The 18363-nt window shown below is 48.0% G+C and carries 20 protein-coding genes, 1 tRNA gene and 1 other annotated feature; of the genes, 17 read left to right on the top strand and 4 right to left on the bottom strand.

All coding sequences use genetic code 11. The features are described from left to right. Window positions 1–87 precede the first annotated feature (87 nt). A complete protein-coding gene (locus tag EDM58_RS10110) occupies window positions 88–1101 on the bottom strand; it encodes a YaaC family protein (protein WP_122913247.1) in 1014 nt (337 codons plus the stop codon). Window positions 1102–1265: 164 nt separating this feature from the next. Between EDM58_RS10110 and guaB the strand changes: the two genes are divergently transcribed. From guaB to EDM58_RS10150, 9 genes are all read left to right on the top strand, one after another. Further along, window positions 1266–2726 carry an IMP dehydrogenase gene (gene guaB, locus EDM58_RS10115; protein ID WP_122913248.1) on the top strand — a complete coding sequence of 487 codons (1461 nt, stop codon included), beginning with the start codon at window positions 1266–1268 and terminating at the stop codon, window positions 2724–2726. A 170-nt stretch (window positions 2727–2896) separates the two neighbouring features. Beyond that, window positions 2897–4195, top strand: a complete 1299-nt coding sequence (locus tag EDM58_RS10120) for a D-alanyl-D-alanine carboxypeptidase family protein (protein WP_122913262.1) — start codon at window positions 2897–2899, stop codon at window positions 4193–4195. Window positions 4196–4301: 106 nt separating this feature from the next. Further along, a complete protein-coding gene (gene pdxS / locus EDM58_RS10125; protein WP_023559007.1) occupies window positions 4302–5186 on the top strand; it encodes a pyridoxal 5'-phosphate synthase lyase subunit PdxS in 885 nt (294 codons plus the stop codon). A gap of 10 nt (window positions 5187–5196) precedes the next feature. Further along, window positions 5197–5775: a pyridoxal 5'-phosphate synthase glutaminase subunit PdxT gene (pdxT, locus tag EDM58_RS10130; protein WP_122913249.1), complete on the top strand. Its 579-nt coding sequence runs from the start codon at window positions 5197–5199 to the stop codon at window positions 5773–5775. Between the two features lie 87 nt (window positions 5776–5862). After that, window positions 5863–6083, top strand: a binding site (T-box leader). Between the two features lie 55 nt (window positions 6084–6138). Continuing rightward, complete coding sequence (gene serS / locus EDM58_RS10135; protein WP_122913250.1) at window positions 6139–7422, top strand: serine--tRNA ligase; 1284 nt, start codon at window positions 6139–6141, stop codon at window positions 7420–7422. 201 nt (window positions 7423–7623) lie between these two features. Next, window positions 7624–7782 (top strand): hypothetical protein, encoded by a 159-nt coding sequence (locus tag EDM58_RS25670; RefSeq protein ID WP_023559004.1) that lies wholly within the window; start codon window positions 7624–7626, stop codon window positions 7780–7782. Between the two features lie 60 nt (window positions 7783–7842). After that, window positions 7843–9447 carry a malate synthase A gene (aceB, locus tag EDM58_RS10140; RefSeq protein WP_122913251.1) on the top strand — a complete coding sequence of 535 codons (1605 nt, stop codon included), beginning with the start codon at window positions 7843–7845 and terminating at the stop codon, window positions 9445–9447. Window positions 9448–9475: 28 nt separating this feature from the next. Continuing rightward, window positions 9476–10765, top strand: coding sequence for an isocitrate lyase (gene aceA, locus EDM58_RS10145; protein ID WP_122913252.1), 1290 nt, complete (start codon window positions 9476–9478; stop codon window positions 10763–10765). A 104-nt stretch (window positions 10766–10869) separates the two neighbouring features. Continuing rightward, window positions 10870–10946, top strand: a tRNA-Arg gene (locus EDM58_RS10150). A gap of 77 nt (window positions 10947–11023) precedes the next feature. On the opposite strand, the gene EDM58_RS10155 is transcribed toward EDM58_RS10150, so the two are convergent. Genes EDM58_RS10155 through EDM58_RS10165 form a run of 3 tightly spaced genes read right to left on the bottom strand, consistent with a single transcriptional unit; the run spans window position 11024 to window position 13128 of the window. Beyond that, entirely contained in the window at window positions 11024–12181 is a 1158-nt protein-coding gene (locus EDM58_RS10155; protein WP_122913253.1) for a site-specific integrase, read from the bottom strand. 15 nt (window positions 12182–12196) lie between these two features. After that, on the bottom strand, window positions 12197–12550 hold the full coding sequence (locus EDM58_RS10160; RefSeq protein ID WP_122913254.1) for a hypothetical protein: 354 nt from the start codon (window positions 12548–12550) through the stop codon (window positions 12197–12199). Continuing rightward, window positions 12547–13128, bottom strand: a complete 582-nt coding sequence (locus tag EDM58_RS10165) for an ImmA/IrrE family metallo-endopeptidase (protein WP_122913255.1) — start codon at window positions 13126–13128, stop codon at window positions 12547–12549. The genes EDM58_RS10160 and EDM58_RS10165 overlap by 4 nt, the downstream gene beginning before the upstream one ends. A gap of 306 nt (window positions 13129–13434) precedes the next feature. Here EDM58_RS10165 and EDM58_RS10170 point away from each other — a divergent pair, with 306 nt between their 5' ends. From EDM58_RS10170 to EDM58_RS10200, 8 genes are all read left to right on the top strand, one after another. Next, on the top strand, window positions 13435–14487 hold the full coding sequence (locus EDM58_RS10170; RefSeq protein WP_122913256.1) for a S8 family peptidase: 1053 nt from the start codon (window positions 13435–13437) through the stop codon (window positions 14485–14487). Next, on the top strand, window positions 14441–14638 hold the full coding sequence (locus tag EDM58_RS10175) for a hypothetical protein (protein WP_122913257.1): 198 nt from the start codon (window positions 14441–14443) through the stop codon (window positions 14636–14638). Before EDM58_RS10170 ends, EDM58_RS10175 begins: the two co-directional genes overlap by 47 nt. A 107-nt stretch (window positions 14639–14745) precedes the next feature. Next, on the top strand, window positions 14746–14961 hold the full coding sequence (locus tag EDM58_RS10180) for a WYL domain-containing protein (protein WP_122913263.1): 216 nt from the start codon (window positions 14746–14748) through the stop codon (window positions 14959–14961). Further along, window positions 14945–15193, top strand: a complete 249-nt coding sequence (locus tag EDM58_RS10185; RefSeq protein ID WP_425455614.1) for a LexA family transcriptional regulator — start codon at window positions 14945–14947, stop codon at window positions 15191–15193. Before EDM58_RS10180 ends, EDM58_RS10185 begins: the two co-directional genes overlap by 17 nt. Continuing rightward, on the top strand, window positions 15178–15519 hold the full coding sequence (locus EDM58_RS10190) for a YolD-like family protein (RefSeq protein WP_122913259.1): 342 nt from the start codon (window positions 15178–15180) through the stop codon (window positions 15517–15519). The genes EDM58_RS10185 and EDM58_RS10190 overlap by 16 nt, the downstream gene beginning before the upstream one ends. A gap of 5 nt (window positions 15520–15524) precedes the next feature. Continuing rightward, window positions 15525–15677, top strand: coding sequence for a hypothetical protein (locus EDM58_RS25675; RefSeq protein ID WP_183187473.1), 153 nt, complete (start codon window positions 15525–15527; stop codon window positions 15675–15677). 241 nt (window positions 15678–15918) lie between these two features. Then, window positions 15919–16605: an SOS response-associated peptidase gene (locus EDM58_RS10195; protein WP_122913260.1), complete on the top strand. Its 687-nt coding sequence runs from the start codon at window positions 15919–15921 to the stop codon at window positions 16603–16605. Between the two features lie 294 nt (window positions 16606–16899). Further along, entirely contained in the window at window positions 16900–17676 is a 777-nt protein-coding gene (locus EDM58_RS10200; RefSeq protein WP_122913261.1) for a hypothetical protein, read from the top strand. Window positions 17677–18363 lie beyond the last annotated feature (687 nt).

The raw sequence follows: 18363 nt of genomic DNA on the forward strand, positions 1-18363 counted from the left end.
TCCATAAGCATTCATGCAGATCCAGTTTTGAAGGAATAACGGATAGCCTTCTTGTTCGTCAATCGGACAGGAAGGCTTTTTTGTCGTTCAGAAATGAACATAAAGGGAAGGAATCTGTTTGACGACCAGCGAGGGAAAAATGGACATGTGGTGGGCAAGGAAACGCTCGATTATATATCGCTCGGACATACTGTGAGACATGGTCATTTCTCCCCACCACTCTGTTTCATAACGACAAAGCATTCCCAGAAGATAAAGCAGCAGATAATGACTGGCCCATTGCGGAAGAGGGAGAAATTCCGTCGAGCCGTTCCAAAAGAAAAGCTTATGGTCCCGATGATAAAATAACGGGTGTTGTTCCAATTGGGAAAGGGCAAACTGAGGGAGGATCAATCGCTTGCCTTGACCAGTTCCCTGGTCCGTCATTTCCAATGAGATTGCTGCAGGTGCGAAACGGCGAATATACTGAATGAATGTATCACTCGAATAGGCGAGGGGACCCTCTGCCGTTACCGGGAAAGTGATGTGGCAATAGGGAACCGCAGCAAAAGAGGCCCCCTTTCCCTTCTCTGTCCCAACAAAGGAAAGCTCAAGCGGAACCCATTGAGGGTGCTGATCTGTAAAGTGGGCATAGATGTCGCTCATTTCCGCTAGTGAGACAAATAAATCATGGACGTGGTAACGATCGCGAAGAGGCGTCAAGTGAAAGCGTTGAGCGAGATGGGAGAAGAAGCCTTCCTTTTGCGGCCGAACTTCGTCTTCGGTCAACACATAAGGGCTGCGCTTCACCTTTCTGGTCGTCACTCCATGCTGAAGTACCCGGCTGTTTTGCGGATACGCTGGGTCACGAGTGATCAACATGCCTTTCAACAGACAGGTACAACCGTAAAAGAGGAGAAGGGGCTGTATCGATAAATCGGCTTTGGCTGCTGTACTGTATAGCAGCCGCGCCTGCCTCCATAGGTAAAGGAAACGAGTACTTTGTTGAAAAGCAAGCCGGTCGGGATTTTCCCGGTTTTCGTTTTGATAACAACGAGCCAAGTATTTCCGGGCAGTTGGTTCCGTTTCAAAAAAGCGCAGCATATCCCAAGCAGAATCCATATACGATCACCTATAATTTTCGTTTTATGTGTTGTAAACCCCGTTATTTTTTTGACTAATCTGTATAATTCCGTTCATAGCCGAACGATCTGTTGATTTCTTGACAGTAAATTATGCCATTTGATAAACTGTCTTAAACTATTCGCCGAGAGGAGTTTTCAGCAGTGCGGGAAGATAAATTTGTCAAAGAGGGTTTAACATTTGACGACGTGTTGCTCATACCAGGAAAGTCCGAGGTATTGCCTCGTGACGTAGATTTGCGTACAAAGCTAAGCGATACTGTAACACTAAACATCCCTCTCATCAGCGCGGGTATGGACACGGTGACTGAATCTGCGTTGGCCATTGCAATGGCGCGGCAGGGCGGTATCGGGATTATTCATAAAAACATGACGATCGAGCAGCAAGCGAGTGAAGTGGATCGAGTCAAACGCTCGGAAAGCGGTGTAATTACCAATCCATTTTCCTTGTCGCAGCATCATACCGTGGCCGATGCCGATGCGTTGATGGGCAAATTCCGCATTTCCGGAGTCCCGATCGTCGACGAGGGAAACCAACTGATCGGAATTTTGACGAACCGCGACATGCGTTTTGTCCATGATTTCTCTACCCCGATCAAAGACGTAATGACCAAGGAAAACCTGGTCACCGCTCCTGTAGGGACGACCTTGCAGCAGGCGGAAGCCATTTTGCAAAAACATAAGATCGAAAAACTCCCGTTGGTGGATGAACAAAACATCTTGCAGGGTCTGATTACCATTAAAGATATCGAGAAAAACATCCAGTACCCGAATGCGGCAAAAGATCTGCAAGGCCGTTTGCTGTGCGGAGCGGCGGTAGGTGTATCTGCCGACACCTTCGACCGTGCTGCTGCATTGGTAAAGGCAGGTGTGGATGTACTGGTCATAGACACTGCACACGGTCACTCCAAAGGCGTGATCGATACGGTAAAAGAGATTCGCAAGCAATATCCGCAACTGACCATCGTTGCAGGAAACGTCGCGACCGGAGAAGCTACCCGTGAACTGATCGAAGCGGGTGCCTCCGTGGTTAAAGTAGGGATCGGCCCTGGATCCATTTGCACGACGCGTGTAGTAGCAGGTATTGGAGTGCCGCAAATCACGGCGATCTACGACTGTGCACAGGTAGCGCGCAAGTACAACATTCCAATTATTGCCGACGGCGGCATTAAATACTCAGGCGATTTGCCAAAAGCTATCGCAGCAGGCGCATCGGCGATTATGATCGGCAGCTTGTTTGCGGGTACGGAAGAAAGCCCGGGAGAATTTGAAATTTATCAAGGGCGCCGGTTCAAGGTATATCGTGGTATGGGCTCGATCGGCGCGATGAAGGCAGGCAGCAAGGATCGATATTTCCAGGAAAATGAGCAAAAGCTTGTACCGGAAGGCATTGAAGGGCGCGTCCCATACAAAGGACCTTTGGCGGAGGTAACGTATCAGCTGATCGGGGGATTGCGCGCCGGCATGGGGTATTGCGGAACCAAAACGATCCAGGATTTGATCGAGAATGGCCAATTCATCCGAATCACGGGAGCTGGCCTGCGCGAAAGCCACCCGCATGATGTTCAAATTACCAAAGAGGCTCCTAACTATTCCATTTCCTAGTAAACAGTTCTTTTGACCTACTCCCCCTTTTTCGTGAAGAGAAAGGGGGTTTTTACTAGCTTCAATCACGCATGCTTCCTATGGTACACTTACAATTGTGCGTATGATCAGCAATGCCAACCAATTCACCAAAGACAAAATCGACAGAAGTGGGAGAGTGAGAAATGGCAATGAAACGAAAAACATGGACAAGACGGTTAATGAGTCTATACCTTTCTGTCGCTGTATTAGTTACAGCTATGACGGGAATGGCAACACAGGCACAGGCGGCCCCTGCAAATCTGGATTTGGCCGCTAAGTCAGCAATTCTAGTCGAGGCTTCCACGGGAAAAGTGCTTTACAGCAATAACCCGGATCAGCCCCTTCCTCCGGCCAGCATGAGCAAAATCATGTCGGAGTACTTGATTCAAGAGGCAGTCAAGCAAAAGAAGATCAGCTGGGATGATGTCGTGCCTGTCAGTGAATATGCGTTCTATGTAGCTAAAATCTCGGATGCTTCTGGCGTCTACCTGAACGCAGGAGAATCTTTTACGGTTAAACAATTGTATGAAGCTATGGCAATCGTTTCTGCGAACGACGCTACAGTCCTGCTTGCCGAAAAAGTCGCGGGCAGCGAGTCTAATTTTGTACAGATGATGAACAAGAAAGCAGCAGAGTTGGGAATGACCAACACCTCCTTCGTTACCTCCACTGGTTTGCCTGCAAATGAACTTGGTCCATACTCGGTGGATACCGATCAGACCGAAAACCTGATGTCTGCACGTGACTCGGCAATCCTCGCCCGTGCGTTGATCCGAGATTTCCCAGAGGCCTTGGAAGTATCGAAAGTTCCCCGCTTTACATTCCGTGCCGGTTCCCCGCAGGAATTGAAAAAAGCAAACTACAACTGGATGCTTCCCGGACTGAACAGCTTCTATGAAGGTGTAGACGGATTGAAGACCGGTTATACAGACGCGGCAAAATACTGTTTTACCGGAACAGCCGAGCGCGATGGCATGCGTTTGATCAGTGTAGTAATGGGGACAGAAAGCAATACAAAGCGTTTTGTCGAAACCAAAAAGATGTTCGACTACGGTTTTAGCAACTTTAAATTGACAAAACAGATGGACAAGGGTGCATCGGTTGCCGGTTTTGAATCCGCTCCGCTGACAAATGGCGTCGAGCTGACTGTTCCCGTCGTGACAGGCAGCGAGGTAAAAATGCTGACCAAAATCGGGGCTGAAACGAAATTTACCCCGACGGTCACCTTCCAACAGCTGGCCGCACCAATTGCGAAGGATCAGGTAGTCGGGAAGCTGGTTCTGAAGGAAGAAGGCGTACAAGAGTCAGATTACCTCCAAAAAGAGGACATGGAAAAGGCTTCTTTCGACGTAGTAGCCGCACAGGAAGTAGAAGAGGCGAGCTGGATTCGTCTATTTTTCCGCAGCATCATCCAATTCTTCAGCGGATTGTTCAGCAGCGGAAAATAAAGAAAGTGTTGTTTCCCTCTGCGCTTTGGTTTACAATGAGCGTAACTTCAACCATAACACCACATAACAGTTATGGTTCCAACTTCACCACGTAGGGGGAAATAACATGGCACAAGTAGGAACGGACCGCGTAAAACGAGGAATGGCTGAAATGCAAAAAGGCGGCGTCATTATGGACGTCGTGAATGCGGAGCAGGCAAAAATTGCGGAAGCGGCTGGTGCTGTTGCCGTAATGGCTTTGGAGCGCGTGCCTTCTGATATTCGTGCAGCAGGCGGCGTTGCGCGTATGGCTGATCTTGGCATTGTCGAGGAAGTATTGAAGGCTGTCTCGATTCCCGTCATGGCAAAAGCACGCATCGGTCATTTCGTGGAAGCGCGTGTGCTGGAGTCGATGGGTGTGGACTATCTCGATGAGAGTGAAGTGTTGACTCCGGCTGACGACTTGTACCATATCAATAAAAAAGAATTTACTGTACCGTTTGTATGTGGCGCGCGTGATCTGGGCGAAGCGCTGCGTCGTATCGGCGAAGGGGCTTCGATGATTCGTACCAAGGGAGAGCCTGGTACCGGTAATATCGTGGAAGCCGTTCGCCACATGCGTACCATGATGGCGCAAATTCGCAAAGTACAGGCGATGTCCTATGATGAGCTGATGGCGGAAGCCAAGAATCTGGGTGCGCCTTATGAACTGCTGGAGTATGTGCACAAAAATGGCAAACTCCCGGTCGTGAACTTTGCCGCAGGCGGAATTGCAACACCTGCCGACGCAGCCCTGATGATGCAGCTCGGGTCTGAAGGCGTGTTCGTAGGATCTGGCATCTTCAAGTCCGACAATCCGGAAAAATTCGCTCGTGCCATCGTAGAAGCCACTACCCACTATACCGATTACGAACTGATCGCTCGTGTATCCAAAGGGTTGGGTACCCCCATGCAGGGAATTGAGATCTCCAAAATCCGTGAAGTAGACCGCATGCAAGATCGCGGCTGGTAAGGTGATCATGATGAAAATTGGGGTTCTTGCTCTGCAGGGTGCAGTCATCGAACATCTGCGAATGTTGGAAGAGGTAGGTGCAACAGCCGTCTCCGTAAAAAGGGTGGAGGAGTTGCAAGATCTGGACGGCCTGGTCATTCCCGGCGGTGAGAGTACGACGATCAGCAAGCTGATGCACAAGTACGGGTTGATGGACGCGGTTCGAAAGTTCGGCGAAGCGGGCAAGCCAATCTTCGGCACTTGTGCTGGCGCGATTCTGTTGGCCAAGGAAATCGAAGGACAATTGGACGCGCATCTCGGCTTGATGGATATAAAGGTAGCGCGTAATGCATTTGGCCGGCAAAAGGACAGCTTTGAGGTCAACCTGCCAGTAGTCGGAGTCGCTGCTGATTATCCGGCCGTTTTTATCCGGGCTCCTTACCTCAAGCATGTAGGGGAAGCCGGACAGGTATTGGCCAAACACGAGGATAAAATCGTCGTCGCACGCGATAGACATTATCTGGCTGCTGCCTTTCATCCGGAGTTGACGGAAGATACGCGTTTACACAAGTATTTCCTCGATATGGTGAAGGAAGCCAAAAAGGCGTAAATGCCAAAGAGAGGAATACAGCCGCTCTTTACACAGGTATAGAACCTGTAGTACAGTTAACAATAGAAGTTAGATGTTGTAAACTGTGCGAACACGTTGATGAGAACTAGTACTTCAACAAGGTCTGGCCTAGAGAGTCGGTGGTTGGTGCAAACCGATCCAGCTTGTGAAGGAATCCATCTCGGAGTGGCAAGGTATAACTTGTCCGGTCCCCGTCCCGTTATGACGGAAGAGTGGACAGATAGCTGTGATTCAGGAGCTTCTGTCAACGAGGGTGGCAACGCGGGTAACCAGCACTCGTCCCTTATCAGGGGACGGGTGTTTTTTGTTTTTTTATTCGATGTCGATGTGGAGGGATTCGTAATGTTGGACGTAAAAGTACTGCGACAAGACCTGGAGGAAGTAAAGCGCCGCTTGTCCGCTCGCAATGAAGACATCTCTGCTTTGGATCAGTTCGCAGAAGTGGACGAGAAGCGCCGCCATGTGATTCAGGAAGCAGAAACCTTGAAAAATAAACGCAACACCGTCTCCGAGCAGGTTGCTGTCATGAAGCGCAACAAGGAGAATGCAGACAGCCTGATCGCGGAGATGAAAGAAGTAAACGAGCGCATCAAAGTGCTGGATGAAGAACTTCGTCAACTCGATGAGCAGCAGGAACTGATTTTGCTGAGCCTGCCAAACCTGCCGCACGAAAGCACACCGATAGGTACGTCCGAGGATGACAACGTAGTGGCATGGACCTGGGGAGAGCCCCGCAATTTTGGCTTTGAGACCAAGGCACACTGGGATTTGGCTACCCAGGCGGGCATTCTCGACTTCGAGACAGCAGCCAAGGTAACAGGCAGCCGCTTTGTCTTTTACAAAGGCTTGGGAGCGCGCTTGGAGCGTGCGCTGATCAGCTTCATGCTCGATTTGCATACCACCGAACACGGGTATGAAGAAATCCTGCCGCCGTTTATCGTCAACCGCGCCAGCATGACAGGGACCGGGCAATTGCCGAAGTTTGAGGAGGATGCGTTCAAACTCGATGGACCTGATTACTTCCTGATTCCGACAGCAGAAGTGCCTGTCACCAACATGCATCGTGACGAGATCCTCGACGGGGCTGAATTGCCGCTCTACTATGCGGCATACAGTGCTTGTTTCCGTTCGGAAGCGGGATCCGCGGGACGCGACACCCGGGGCCTGATCCGCCAGCACCAATTTAACAAGGTGGAAATGGTGAAGTTCGTCAAACCGGAAGATTCGTATGAAGAATTGGAAAAGCTGGTGAAGGATGCAGAGCGCGTACTGCAATTGCTGGGCCTGCCGTATCGTGTGCTGAGCATGTGCACGGGTGATCTGGGCTTTACTGCCGCCAAGAAGTACGATCTGGAAGTGTGGATTCCTAGCAACAACACGTATCGGGAGATCTCTTCTTGCTCCAACTTTGAAGCGTTCCAGGCTCGCCGCGCCAATATTCGCTTCCGTCGCGACAGCAAGAGCAAACCGGAATTTGTACACACCCTGAACGGCTCCGGCTTGGCGATTGGGCGCACCGTAGCCGCAATCCTGGAGAACTACCAGGAGGCAGACGGGTCTGTCACCATCCCGGAAGTATTGCGTCCGTACATGGGAGGCATTGAAAAAATTACGCCAAAGGCATAGTTGCAACAGATAATCAAATCAACAGCTCTGATCCGGAATGGACAGGGCTGTTTTTCTTTGTGTACTAACACAGATAATTTTTTGGAAATTGTTGTTGCACAGTTCGAATCACTGTTATATAATAAATTCAAAAGTTGAGAATATTGTTTTAATACAGAAATGGGAGGATAGGAGATATGAATTGTTACAGGTGTGAAGGAAATGGCGAACAGAATTGCCCGCGTTGCGGAGGGATCGGTCAAGATGGGAACGGTACGGCATGCCATCACTGCAAGGGAGATGGTCATGTTTGCTGCAGCCATTGCAGCGGAAGCGGGAACATCGAGTAGGACCATTTTTTTTGCAGTATCTGTACTATAATAATTTACACTTATACGATCTGTACCATAATAACAGAATTTCGAAAAGGGGGAGCTTTGCTTGAGTATGATTCCAACCAATCCATATCCAATCGTCATTGACGCGGAAATGCTGCCGGGTTATGAAGAGATTCTTACCCCTGAAGCACTCCAGTTCATTGGCAAATTGGAGCGAAACTTTGGAGATCGGCGTTTGGAGCTGCTGGCCAAACGAGAGGAGCGGCAGGCGCAAATCGACGAGGGAATATTGCCTGATTTTCTTCCCCAGACAGCTGCCATTCGTGAGGGAGACTGGACGGTAGCTCCTTTGCCCGCCGACCTGCTGGACCGCAGAGTGGAGATTACGGGTCCTGCCGGTGACCGGAAAATGGTGATCAATGCCTTGAACTCCGGGGCGCGGCTTTTCATGGCTGACTTTGAAGACGCCAACTCTCCGACATGGATCAATACGATTCAGGGACAGATCAATATGAAGGATGCGGTGCGGCGTACGATTTCGTATACCAGTCCGGAAAAGAAGCAGTACACATTGAATGAAAAAACAGCAGTCCTGAAGGTCCGCCCGCGCGGCTTGCACATGGAGGAAAAGCACATTTTGCTGGACGGGAAACCGGTATCCGCGAGTTTCGTCGATTTTGGTCTGTACTTCTATCACAACGTCCAGCCATTGCTGGCGCAAGGCACTGCTCCTTATTTTTACTTGCCAAAGCTGGAGAGCCATCTGGAGGCGCGGCTGTGGAATGACGTGTTTGTGTTTGCACAAGAGGAAGTAAATATCCCCCAAGGAACGATTCGGGCGACGGTGTTGATCGAGACGATTATGGCTGCTTTTGAAATGGATGAGATCCTGTATGAGCTGCGGGAACACAGCTCCGGACTCAATTGCGGCAGATGGGATTACATTTTTAGTTACATTAAAAAGTTAAGAAATCAGCCTGCTGTCATTTTGCCCGATCGTTCGCAGGTGACGATGACGGTTCCTTTCATGAAGGCATACACCACCTTGGCAGTAAAGACTTGCCACAAACGGATGGCTCCATGCATCGGCGGCATGGCAGCGCAGATCCCGGTCAAGAACGACCCGGTCAAAAATGAGGAAGCGTTGGCGAAGGTGCGCGCGGATAAGGAGCGGGAAGCGTACGACGGTCATGATGGCACGTGGGTAGCCCATCCGGGATTGGTCAAGGTGGCGATGGAGGTGTTCGATCGCTTAATGCGAGAACCCAATCAGATCTGGTACAAACGCGAAGACGTCCAGGTGTCTGCTGCGGATCTGCTGGCGGTGCCAGCCGGCGAGATCAGCGAGGAAGGGGTGCGCACCAACATCAGCGTCGGCATCCAGTATATCGAAGCTTGGTTGCGCGGTGCGGGTGCGGTTCCGATCCGCAATCTGATGGAAGACGCGGCGACGGCGGAAATTTCCCGGGCGCAGGTGTGGCAATGGATTCGCCATCCCAAAGGCGTATTGCCTGACGGGCGCAAGATCACGATCGGGTTGGTAAGACAGTGGACCAGCGAGGAGATGCATCTGATGAAGCAGGAGCTGGGAGAGGAGCGGTATCAGCAAGGCATGTTCCAGGTGGCAGGAGAGCTGTTCCTGAAGCTGGTGACAGAGGATACATTTGAAGATTTCTTAACCATACCGGGCTATCGCTATTTAGCTTAAACCAATAAAACGAGTGGGGGAAACGTACATGAGTAAAACAAACAAGCAGGAAGCGATTCAACAATTGGAGCAAATCTGGCAGGGAGAGCGGTTCAGGGGGATTACGCGCCCTTATAAAGCAGAGGATGTCATTCGGCTTCGTGGAAGCGTGCAGGTAGAGCACACATTGGCCCGGCTGGGTGCGGAAAGGCTGTGGCATCTGCTGCATACGGAGCACCACATCAAGGCGCTCGGTGCGTTGACCGGGAATCAGGCGATCCAACAAGTGAAGGCAGGCCTGAAGGCAATCTATCTGAGCGGCTGGCAGGTAGCGGCTGACGCCAATCTGGCGGGGCAGATGTACCCGGACCAGAGCTTGTACCCGGCCAACAGCGTACCGCAGGTAGTCAAACGAATCAATCAGGCATTGCAGCGCGCAGATCAGATCGATCAATCGGAAGGCGGCACCGATACGCATTGGTTCGCGCCGATCGTGGCAGATGCGGAAGCGGGCTTTGGCGGACCGCTCAATGTATTCGAGCTGATGAAGGGTATGATCGAGGCAGGGGCAGCGGGGGTTCACTTCGAGGATCAACTGGCTTCCGAGAAAAAATGCGGGCATATGGGCGGCAAGGTTCTGATCCCGACACAAGCTGCTGTGCGCAATCTCGTCGCTGCGCGGTTTGCGGCCGACGTGATGGGCGTACCGACGATTATCGTGGCTCGTACCGACGCCAATGGCGCTTTTCTGATCACAAGCGACATCGATGAGCAGGATAAACCGTTTCTCACAGGCGAACGCACACCAGAAGGCTTCTTCCGCCTGCGCGGCGGGCTGGATGCAGCAATTGCCCGCGGACTCGCCTACGCTCCATACGCCGATCTGATCTGGTGCGAGACAGCCGAACCCAATCTGGAGGAAGCCCGCCGCTTTGCCGAGGCGATTCATGCGCAGTTCCCCGGGAAGCTGCTGGCGTACAACTGCTCTCCTTCCTTCAACTGGAAGAAGAAGCTGGATGACGCATCCATCGCTCGCTTCCAGGAAGAGCTGGGCGAGATGGGCTACAAGTTCCAATTCGTTACCTTGGCTGGCTTCCATGCGCTCAACTACGGCATGTTTGAGTTGGCACGAAACTACCGTGAACGCGGCATGGCAGCATACTCCGAGCTGCAGCAGGCAGAGTTCGCGAGCGAGGTGCATGGCTACACCGCTACGCGCCATCAGCGTGAGGTCGGTACCGGGTATTTCGATGAGATCGCACAGGTGATCGCGGGAGGAAACTCCTCGACAACGGCACTAACCGGATCGACTGAGGAAGAGCAGTTTACACATCATTAAATCGAATGAACGGTTTTTCGAGGATCAGGGCTTGATTGCCTTGGTCCTCCATTTGCCAAACGGCGCAACTCTTTTTATAATGGAGAGTGGGAAAAGAAAACTGTGTCCCCGTAGCTCAGCAGGATAGAGCAACGGTTTCCTAAACTGTAGGTCGGAGGTTCGAATCCTCTCGGGGACGCCATTGGAAAGCCGCGTGATTGCGCGGTTTTTTCTATTTCATGCCCCTCTTCTACTGTGAGAACTGTAGGTCGACTTCTACTATTCTTCTACCATTGCTTTTTTATCCACAGTTTGAGATCCGAAAAGAACGTCGTCAAAGTGATCGATCGCCGCTTGTTGGAGTCCAGGAATGACATGAGAATAAGTATCGAGGGTGATCGAAATATTCGAGTGACCAAGGCGCTCGCTTACGACTTTTGGGTGAACACCCTGTTTTAACATAAGCGAGGCATGAGTATGGCGGATGCTGTGAAAATTTATAGGAGTGACATCTGCCTTTTTCCGAAGGTTATAGTAGACACGGGCGAAATTCCTGGAGTTGATTGGAGTTCCAACTGTTGAAGCGAAGACAAGCCCCTGATCTCTATAAATTGATCCTGCGCGGAGTTTTTCTGCTGCCTGTTTGCGTTTATGCTTCTCTAACACAATCATTGAGCTTTGGGATAAAGCAATACTCCTTTTGCCGCTTTTGGTCTTTGGCTCTTGAAGAACGTATCCTTTCTCTCCAATTGCTAAAGCCTGACTTATAGAAAGGCTTCTCTTGGTGAAGTCAATATCAGACCAGCGGAGGCCAAGGATCTCCCCCATTCTCATTCCAGTGGATACAGCAAGATGGAAGGCACCGAATAAGCGGTGTGATTCTGCAGCTTCAAGAAATTTTCTTACCTCATCCTCAGTCCAAATTTCCATCTCTTTCTTTCGATATCGCGGGGGATCAACGGCCCCGGTGGGGTTATTCGGGATCATTCCCCATTTCACGGCACGGTCAAGTGATGCTTTTATTAGTAAATGAACCTGAATGACGGTTCGGGCACTAAGTGGTTCATCACGATTTTGGAGTTGATGATAAAATTTTTGAAGTGCTGCAGGCTTAATCTTCGATATCTCCATTTTCCCGAGTTGGGGAATTACATAGCAACGAGCTAACCAATCGTACGTTTTCCATGTACTGGGCCTTACCTGCAGCTTTTTATCTTCCAACCATGTTTCCAAATATTCGCCGAACGTTTCCTTGGAGGGCTCTGTATATCGTCCCTGTGCAACTTCGGAGACCTTCTCCGCAAGGAATTTTTCCGCTTCTTTTTTGGTTTTGAAACCGCTGAACCATTTGCGATTCCATTTTCCGGTCAGCTCATCCTTCCCGGTATATAAAACCGCGTACCACTTATTCCCCTTCTTTTGAACCGTTCCACGCATAAATTTTCACCTCACTTATGCAATAAATACATTCATCTGGAGAAGTTCTTCGAGATCGGCTACCTGGATAATAAAACTTTCCACATCCCAGTAATCGACACCGCCATCAGTTGCACGTTGTCTTAAAGCAGGAAGGTAGATACCAAATTTACCTGGCTTGTCAGCACTCAAAATCAAGTCTCCTTGGGTGACGGTAAGAGCCATGGAGTCAGGGTAAAAGTCCTCGATGCCAAGTGGTTCAAAAGGGGCAGAAATAGAGACAAACACTTTGTCCCGATCCCAAGGCAACTCGCCTTTCATGAAGCTGATCACATATTTCAGCGGCACCAGTTTATCTTCATGGTAATCATGGTAAACGCGAATCTTCATCGAATAATCACTCCTTGTCCTTTTCTCATTTTTCCGTCGATGGCCTGACGGAACATTTTTTTGGCGTCATCGCACCAGTTTGCTGGGTCTGCCTTGCGATAACGGCTGCGCTCGCGCTCGATGCAAGCCTGCTCCCACCTCCCCGCGCTGATCCTTCTCTTGATCTGCTCCCAGCGGTCAACCGCTTGGGTAAGAGGCACCCGGAACTCAGAAGCGATCAAGTGCGGGAAGTCTCTTTCATACTCGGGCAGTGGCAATCGCTGGATCATGTTATAGGGCATGAGGGCATACCTAATAAAGTGTTCCACTTGCTCTTCTTGAAGCTCACGGAAGAGGAACGGTAGTGTGGATTGGTCTCCTTCGTGTCCGCGAATGAGATGTCCAAGTTCGTGGAAAAAGTCAATTCGTTGCTGGGAAGCAGGGAGCCCTTTGTCCAATCCTATGAATCTTCCTATGTTGTTTTCATGAAAAAACGGCACGATGTCTTCATTAGCAACTTTGCTTGGTTTAAAAGTTGGTTGGGATGCAAATACAAAAACGGTTATCTTGAAGGATAACCTATAGATAGAAATGTTCATGCCCTTTTCGGAGTGATCCGGGGAGGGCTTTTTGTATGAGAAATCCTCCCTCTGGATAATCCTTAGGAGGGTTCTATTGCCACGTTACATTTGTGTCATTTTGGTGACAACAAAAAAGAATCTTTCATTCTATGAGAAAATTTATAATTTTTATTAGAAGGAATTCCATGTTTCGACGTAGAACACAACATGCAGTTCTAATTCTTTGAACTGCATGTTGGTGAAACTGCTTATGCGTTTCTATTCTAACACCGTCTTTCCTCATAAAGAAAACGGATATAAAGATGGAATAGGGAGCGGAATTAAATGCATTTGATCTGTTCTTGTCAGCATTTTCTGAAAGAAGAAAACGTGCAACTTATTCAAAATGTTGCCCGACTAATACATAAAGCAAAGTTGGCCCCAGTATACATTATTGAGGCTGATTCTCCGAAACAAATTAGACAGCTAAATTTGTTTGATGAGGTTCGGGAAGCTTCCACATTTTTTGTAGCCGACGACGCAAGATTGTACCCACCAGTATCTAATGATGCTCTCTTCAGAAAGCTCAACGCAGTTGGCTGGGGAGGGATGAAGGTAGCAGTTCTTGATACTGGAGTAAGGCCAGAACAGGTGAGTGTTTCATTCTCCAAGGATTTTACCGGATATGGAAATATCATCGTTCATAATCATGGGACAAGGGTAGCGAAAATTATTAATCATTTTTCTCCCCGCGCATTCATAGAAAGCTATAAAATCGGGCATCATGGTAATGACATTAAAGAAGGTTTTATTTTCATGGCGCTTGATGAAGTTATGGAACACGAGGTTGATCTTGTAAATCTTTCCATAAGCTTTCAACGCCATTGTAAAGGCTCCTGTGAACTTTGTAATTATATAAACGCTTTTGTAGATGCAACGGGAAGTACTGTTGTTGTTGCTGCAGGTAATGATGGCCAATATTCCTTTAGCACCATTGGATGTCCTGGTGCAGCAGAAAAAGTTATAACTGTCGGTGCTGTGGATCCCAGCAAAATGTTAGCTGATTTTAGCAGTATTGGGGAACCTGGTTTCGACAAACCAAATATATTAGCACCAGGGTATGTTGATATTACAATGAGATTTACTTCTGGTTTTGCAATTGAGTCAGATACCGGAACTTCATATGCTGCTCCGGTAATTACTGGCATACTTTCATCCCTATTTTCGATTTATCCAGATAGGGCACAAATAATTACAAAAATGTATGAGACATGTGAGTCAATTGGTATGCCAAGACATGAGCAAGGTTTTGGTTTGCTTGACTTGGATAGACTCGTGGAGGTGTGTTTAAATGATGATGCAATTTCTCGTGCAAGTTCGCGACAAAAATCGACTTGAGTTTCTAAAACAATATGGATATATTGTTCATATTGCCAAGTTGACAGGTTTAGTCGTTTTAGAAGCGGACGAGAAAATTGAGTGTCAGCTTAAAAACCACCCGGATGTTATCAATATTCGTATGGCAGATACGTTTCAAATTGCCAGATAACAATTAATACCTGATACTCCACTATAGTGGAGTATTTTTTTGGCTTGATAACCGAACTAACGTTCGCATATAATACAAACAAACGTTCTGTATCGGAGGCGAACAACTTGGAAAAAGAACTTCAACGTGCGATTAGTCAGCAAAAAAATGTTCAGATCATTTACGTTGGCAGCAACGACCAGGCGACTCAACGAACCATACGACCAATTAAAGTCGCGGGGAATCGCCTGAAAGCTTATTGCCTAACTCGTAAGGCCCCGAGGGTCTTTGCAATTGGAAACATCCTTGCTATCCATCCGGTGGTGAATGGCCGTGCTGTCTGATATCGAGCGGAAAGTGTTACGTGTGATCGCGAATTACTCTGCCGGACGCCGCCGCACACCGACAGTAGATGAATTGTGTATCAAAACCGGGCGTAATCGTGGCGGTATCATGACGGTGTTGGAAGTCCTGGCGCGGGAAGAGTATATCGAGTGGCAGCGATCCGAGCCAGACAATATGACTGTCTTGGAAGCGTGGGAAAGAAAGGGGCCGGGAACGTGGCAAGCAAGGTAGAGAACATTTTTGGTGCGAGTAGGTGGGTGCTGCCGGAGCAAAGGGCTCTTTATTTGCAGATGAAGGAAGACGAGAAGTTGAATCCGCAGCCGATGCTTGAACAAGACGAGCTCGAGTCTTTCCATTTCATGATCCGTGATTCTGCCCGGGAGGATTATGCTGTTACTATTACCTGGTGGCAGCCGGTAAAAGGTGAGCTGGGCAAGACGTGTTCCTTGTGGGGCATTGTTAAATGGATCGACGAAAACGCACGCCGAATCAAGTTGGTAAATGACGAAGAGAGCGTTTGGATTCACATGGACAAAATCGTTTCGGTAAGGGGATAAAAACGATGGAAATGGTCGAGGTTCAAGTAAAATTCGGATATGTTCCAAGAAGGGTAAAACGCCAACTGCTCGAAACTATTCAGGTGGTACAAGGGAAAATCGACGAACGTATTTGCTGGAAAGATATGATTCTGGAGTTGGCTATTGCGTTTCCATGAACGAGGGAACATCATTATGTGTGTCAGTCAGCGAGCCTGGAGATATGCCCAATGCAAGCGTACTGCCTTTTCTTGAGAAGGAACTTGGCGAACCAACAACGTTATTCGCTTCACCTAGTTCTCTTAATCCAGAAGTAATGATTTTTTATATGATTTGGAACAGAACCACCGCCCACCTTCATTAAGAGGCGGGGCTTTGTTTTTTCTGTGAATTGGGTATCATGGTGTTGAGGTGGTATTTATGTGTGGGCGTTTTACCTTTGTAGTCAGTCCAGACGAGATTATGGAAAGATTCGAACTCGATAGTATTCCCTTTGATCTTCCCCCGCGATACAACATTGCGCCCGGCCAGAACATCCCGGCCATCATTGAAGACAAGGGCCAGCGTCGTATCGGTCAACTCCGCTGGGGGCTAGTGCCTTCCTGGGCGTCAGACGCAAAGGGTGGCTACAAGATGATCAACGCCCGGGCCGAGACACTGACAGAAAAGCCTGCATTCCGGCGGCTATTTGAGCGTAAACGTTGCATCATACCTGCTGATGGATTTTACGAATGGCAACAGCGTCCGTCAGGCAAGCAGCCTATGCGAATTATGATGAGGAATGGAGAGCCCTTCGCCTTCGCCGGTTTGTTTGACACCTGGTCCAGTCCTGAAGGGGAGAAGATCCACACATGTACGATCATCACGACTCGCCCCAACGAAGTGCTCAAAGACATTCATGACCGGATGCCCGTCATTCTCCGACAGGAGGATGAGGAGATATGGCTGGACCGCGAACGTTACGATGCCTCATTGCTGCAATCGCTCCTGGTGCCATATGACCCTGATCAGATGCGCGCATACCCCGTACCAGCCATGGTAGGGAGCCCCAAAAACGATATGCCAGAATGCATACAGGAAATAGTCAACCCGCCCCTTCTTTTGTAGAGGCGGGATTTGTTGTTATATGCTCTTGTCGATCTGCTCTAATACCTTGATAAGATCGACTGACGTCCTTCGAATTTGTATTCCTGACAAGGTTTTATCGTGTATTTTCTTTCCTGTTAGGTAAAGATAATAGGCCAATAGAAGTCTACTTTAGTTTAAAAAACAGGATAAAGGTACTGTGAAAATAGATAATAATACACATTTTATTACAAACTTTTCAATTAGATACAATTATAACCAAATCTTGTGGTATTCTATTTGTGTAACAAATTACAAGTATAAGGGTTGTTATTGATGAAAAAGGTAGTTTTTGCGGTATTAACAGCTTTGACAGTGTTATCGGTTAATCCTGTCTTTGCTGCAGGCGGAGATGATGATTTTTCAGCATTTACAGCTTCGGAACGGAAAGCAGCATTAAAAGAATTGGAATTCTCTGACGATATTTCACAAGATCAGATCGATAGTCTGTCAGATGCTATGATTTATGAATTAAGTAAAGAAGATGGGGAGATTGTTAGTATTAAAAAGGTTTCCAGAAACCTTGATACCGGTAATGAAGATGAAATTGGCACAAGAACTTTAGATCCAGACGATTTTGAAATGACTGTGGTTGCAAAAAGAATTTATGAGAAGTCAGGAAAAGATAACTTTAAATTTGTTGCAACCGGAGAATGGTTAACAAATCCTGTTTATGAATTTACAGATGCGATCGCTCTAGCATGGTCAGATGATTTTACTTTGTATGACGATGACTGCTATGTTATGACTAGCTTTGGGGCGAAACGAGATGTTGTCACACTAAATGATGTAGATCCAGAAGGAGGCATAGCTTATGATATTGACCTATTAGTTGGAAGAGATGAAGATGAAATCGTATTAACAGCAAAAGTATATAAAGATGATGATGACGGTTCGGCGAATGTAGTAGGTGAATATGGGCATGTTCAAATTCAAGCTAGTAGTATTAATGTGGGTTTTTCTAGTGGATCTAGACCTTCTGTAGAAATGTCTGTAAGTTACGCAGCCGATATCGAAATGGCGTCACCTGATTATGACAGCTTTGACTACTAAAAAGGGTGAGAATAATGTTTAAAAAAATCTTATATGGCCTATTAGTTTATATAGTCGGGTGTATCGTTGTGTTAATTTCAGTTTCTATTTACAACAACGATACGTCAAGCAACTCGTTCCTTAGGGCCATAGTTTTCGCGATTATATACTTGGCAGCGGTTTTGAGTATCACGAATAATCGTAATACATGATACAAAAAAGTAAGAAGAAAGACCCGCCCCGAGCCATCGGAGGCGGGTTTTACTTTAGTATCTATCCATATAATCAGCCGTATAGACAAATTGCTTTCCTCCGGCAACCATGGAGTAATGAGGGCAGCGAAAGAAAGCGATCCCAAAGTAACATTTCCGCCAATGTAAAGAGCCCCTCCCAGATGGGAAGGGTTTGAACAATTCTACTATGACTTCTACTGTAGTAGAAGGTATTACTTGTTTTCCTACGGACAGGATGAGATGTAAACGGCGATATTATGCGATTTTTCCGGGTTACCCAATCCTTGTAACTGCTAAACTAAATTCAACAGTATCCGCCAAATAGAAATGAACACTTTTTTCTTTCACTTGGTAACCCAGTTAAGCTATGATTACTTGTTCAACATAGCTTGGCTGGGGGATGGGAAAGGTGGAAAAATTACTGTTGTATCTTCAGGTTCATCAATTAAAAGAGCAAGGATTTAAGGTGGCAGCC

Origin of the sequence: Brevibacillus panacihumi (assembly GCF_003710985.1) — a bacterium.
In the GTDB taxonomy this organism is placed as follows: domain Bacteria; phylum Bacillota; class Bacilli; order Brevibacillales; family Brevibacillaceae; genus Brevibacillus; species Brevibacillus panacihumi.

Coding starts and splice junctions, on each gene's coding strand:
- EDM58_RS10110 (WP_122913247.1), bottom strand. CDS start 1,101: ATGGATTCTGCTTGGGATATGCTGCGCTTTTTTGAAACGGAACCAACT.
- EDM58_RS10120 (WP_122913262.1), top strand. CDS start 2,897: ATGAAACGAAAAACATGGACAAGACGGTTAATGAGTCTATACCTTTCT.
- pdxS (WP_023559007.1), top strand. CDS start 4,302: ATGGCACAAGTAGGAACGGACCGCGTAAAACGAGGAATGGCTGAAATG.
- pdxT (WP_122913249.1), top strand. CDS start 5,197: ATGAAAATTGGGGTTCTTGCTCTGCAGGGTGCAGTCATCGAACATCTG.
- serS (WP_122913250.1), top strand. CDS start 6,139: ATGTTGGACGTAAAAGTACTGCGACAAGACCTGGAGGAAGTAAAGCGC.
- EDM58_RS25670 (WP_023559004.1), top strand. CDS start 7,624: ATGGCGAACAGAATTGCCCGCGTTGCGGAGGGATCGGTCAAGATGGGA.
- aceA (WP_122913252.1), top strand. CDS start 9,476: ATGAGTAAAACAAACAAGCAGGAAGCGATTCAACAATTGGAGCAAATC.
- EDM58_RS10155 (WP_122913253.1), bottom strand. CDS start 12,181: ATGCGTGGAACGGTTCAAAAGAAGGGGAATAAGTGGTACGCGGTTTTA.
- EDM58_RS10160 (WP_122913254.1), bottom strand. CDS start 12,550: ATGAAGATTCGCGTTTACCATGATTACCATGAAGATAAACTGGTGCCG.
- EDM58_RS10165 (WP_122913255.1), bottom strand. CDS start 13,128: ATGAACATTTCTATCTATAGGTTATCCTTCAAGATAACCGTTTTTGTA.
- EDM58_RS10170 (WP_122913256.1), top strand. CDS start 13,435: ATGCATTTGATCTGTTCTTGTCAGCATTTTCTGAAAGAAGAAAACGTG.
- EDM58_RS10175 (WP_122913257.1), top strand. CDS start 14,441: ATGATGATGCAATTTCTCGTGCAAGTTCGCGACAAAAATCGACTTGAG.
- EDM58_RS10185 (WP_425455614.1), top strand. CDS start 14,945: ATGGCCGTGCTGTCTGATATCGAGCGGAAAGTGTTACGTGTGATCGCG.
- EDM58_RS25675 (WP_183187473.1), top strand. CDS start 15,525: ATGGAAATGGTCGAGGTTCAAGTAAAATTCGGATATGTTCCAAGAAGG.
- EDM58_RS10195 (WP_122913260.1), top strand. CDS start 15,919: ATGTGTGGGCGTTTTACCTTTGTAGTCAGTCCAGACGAGATTATGGAA.
- EDM58_RS10200 (WP_122913261.1), top strand. CDS start 16,900: ATGAAAAAGGTAGTTTTTGCGGTATTAACAGCTTTGACAGTGTTATCG.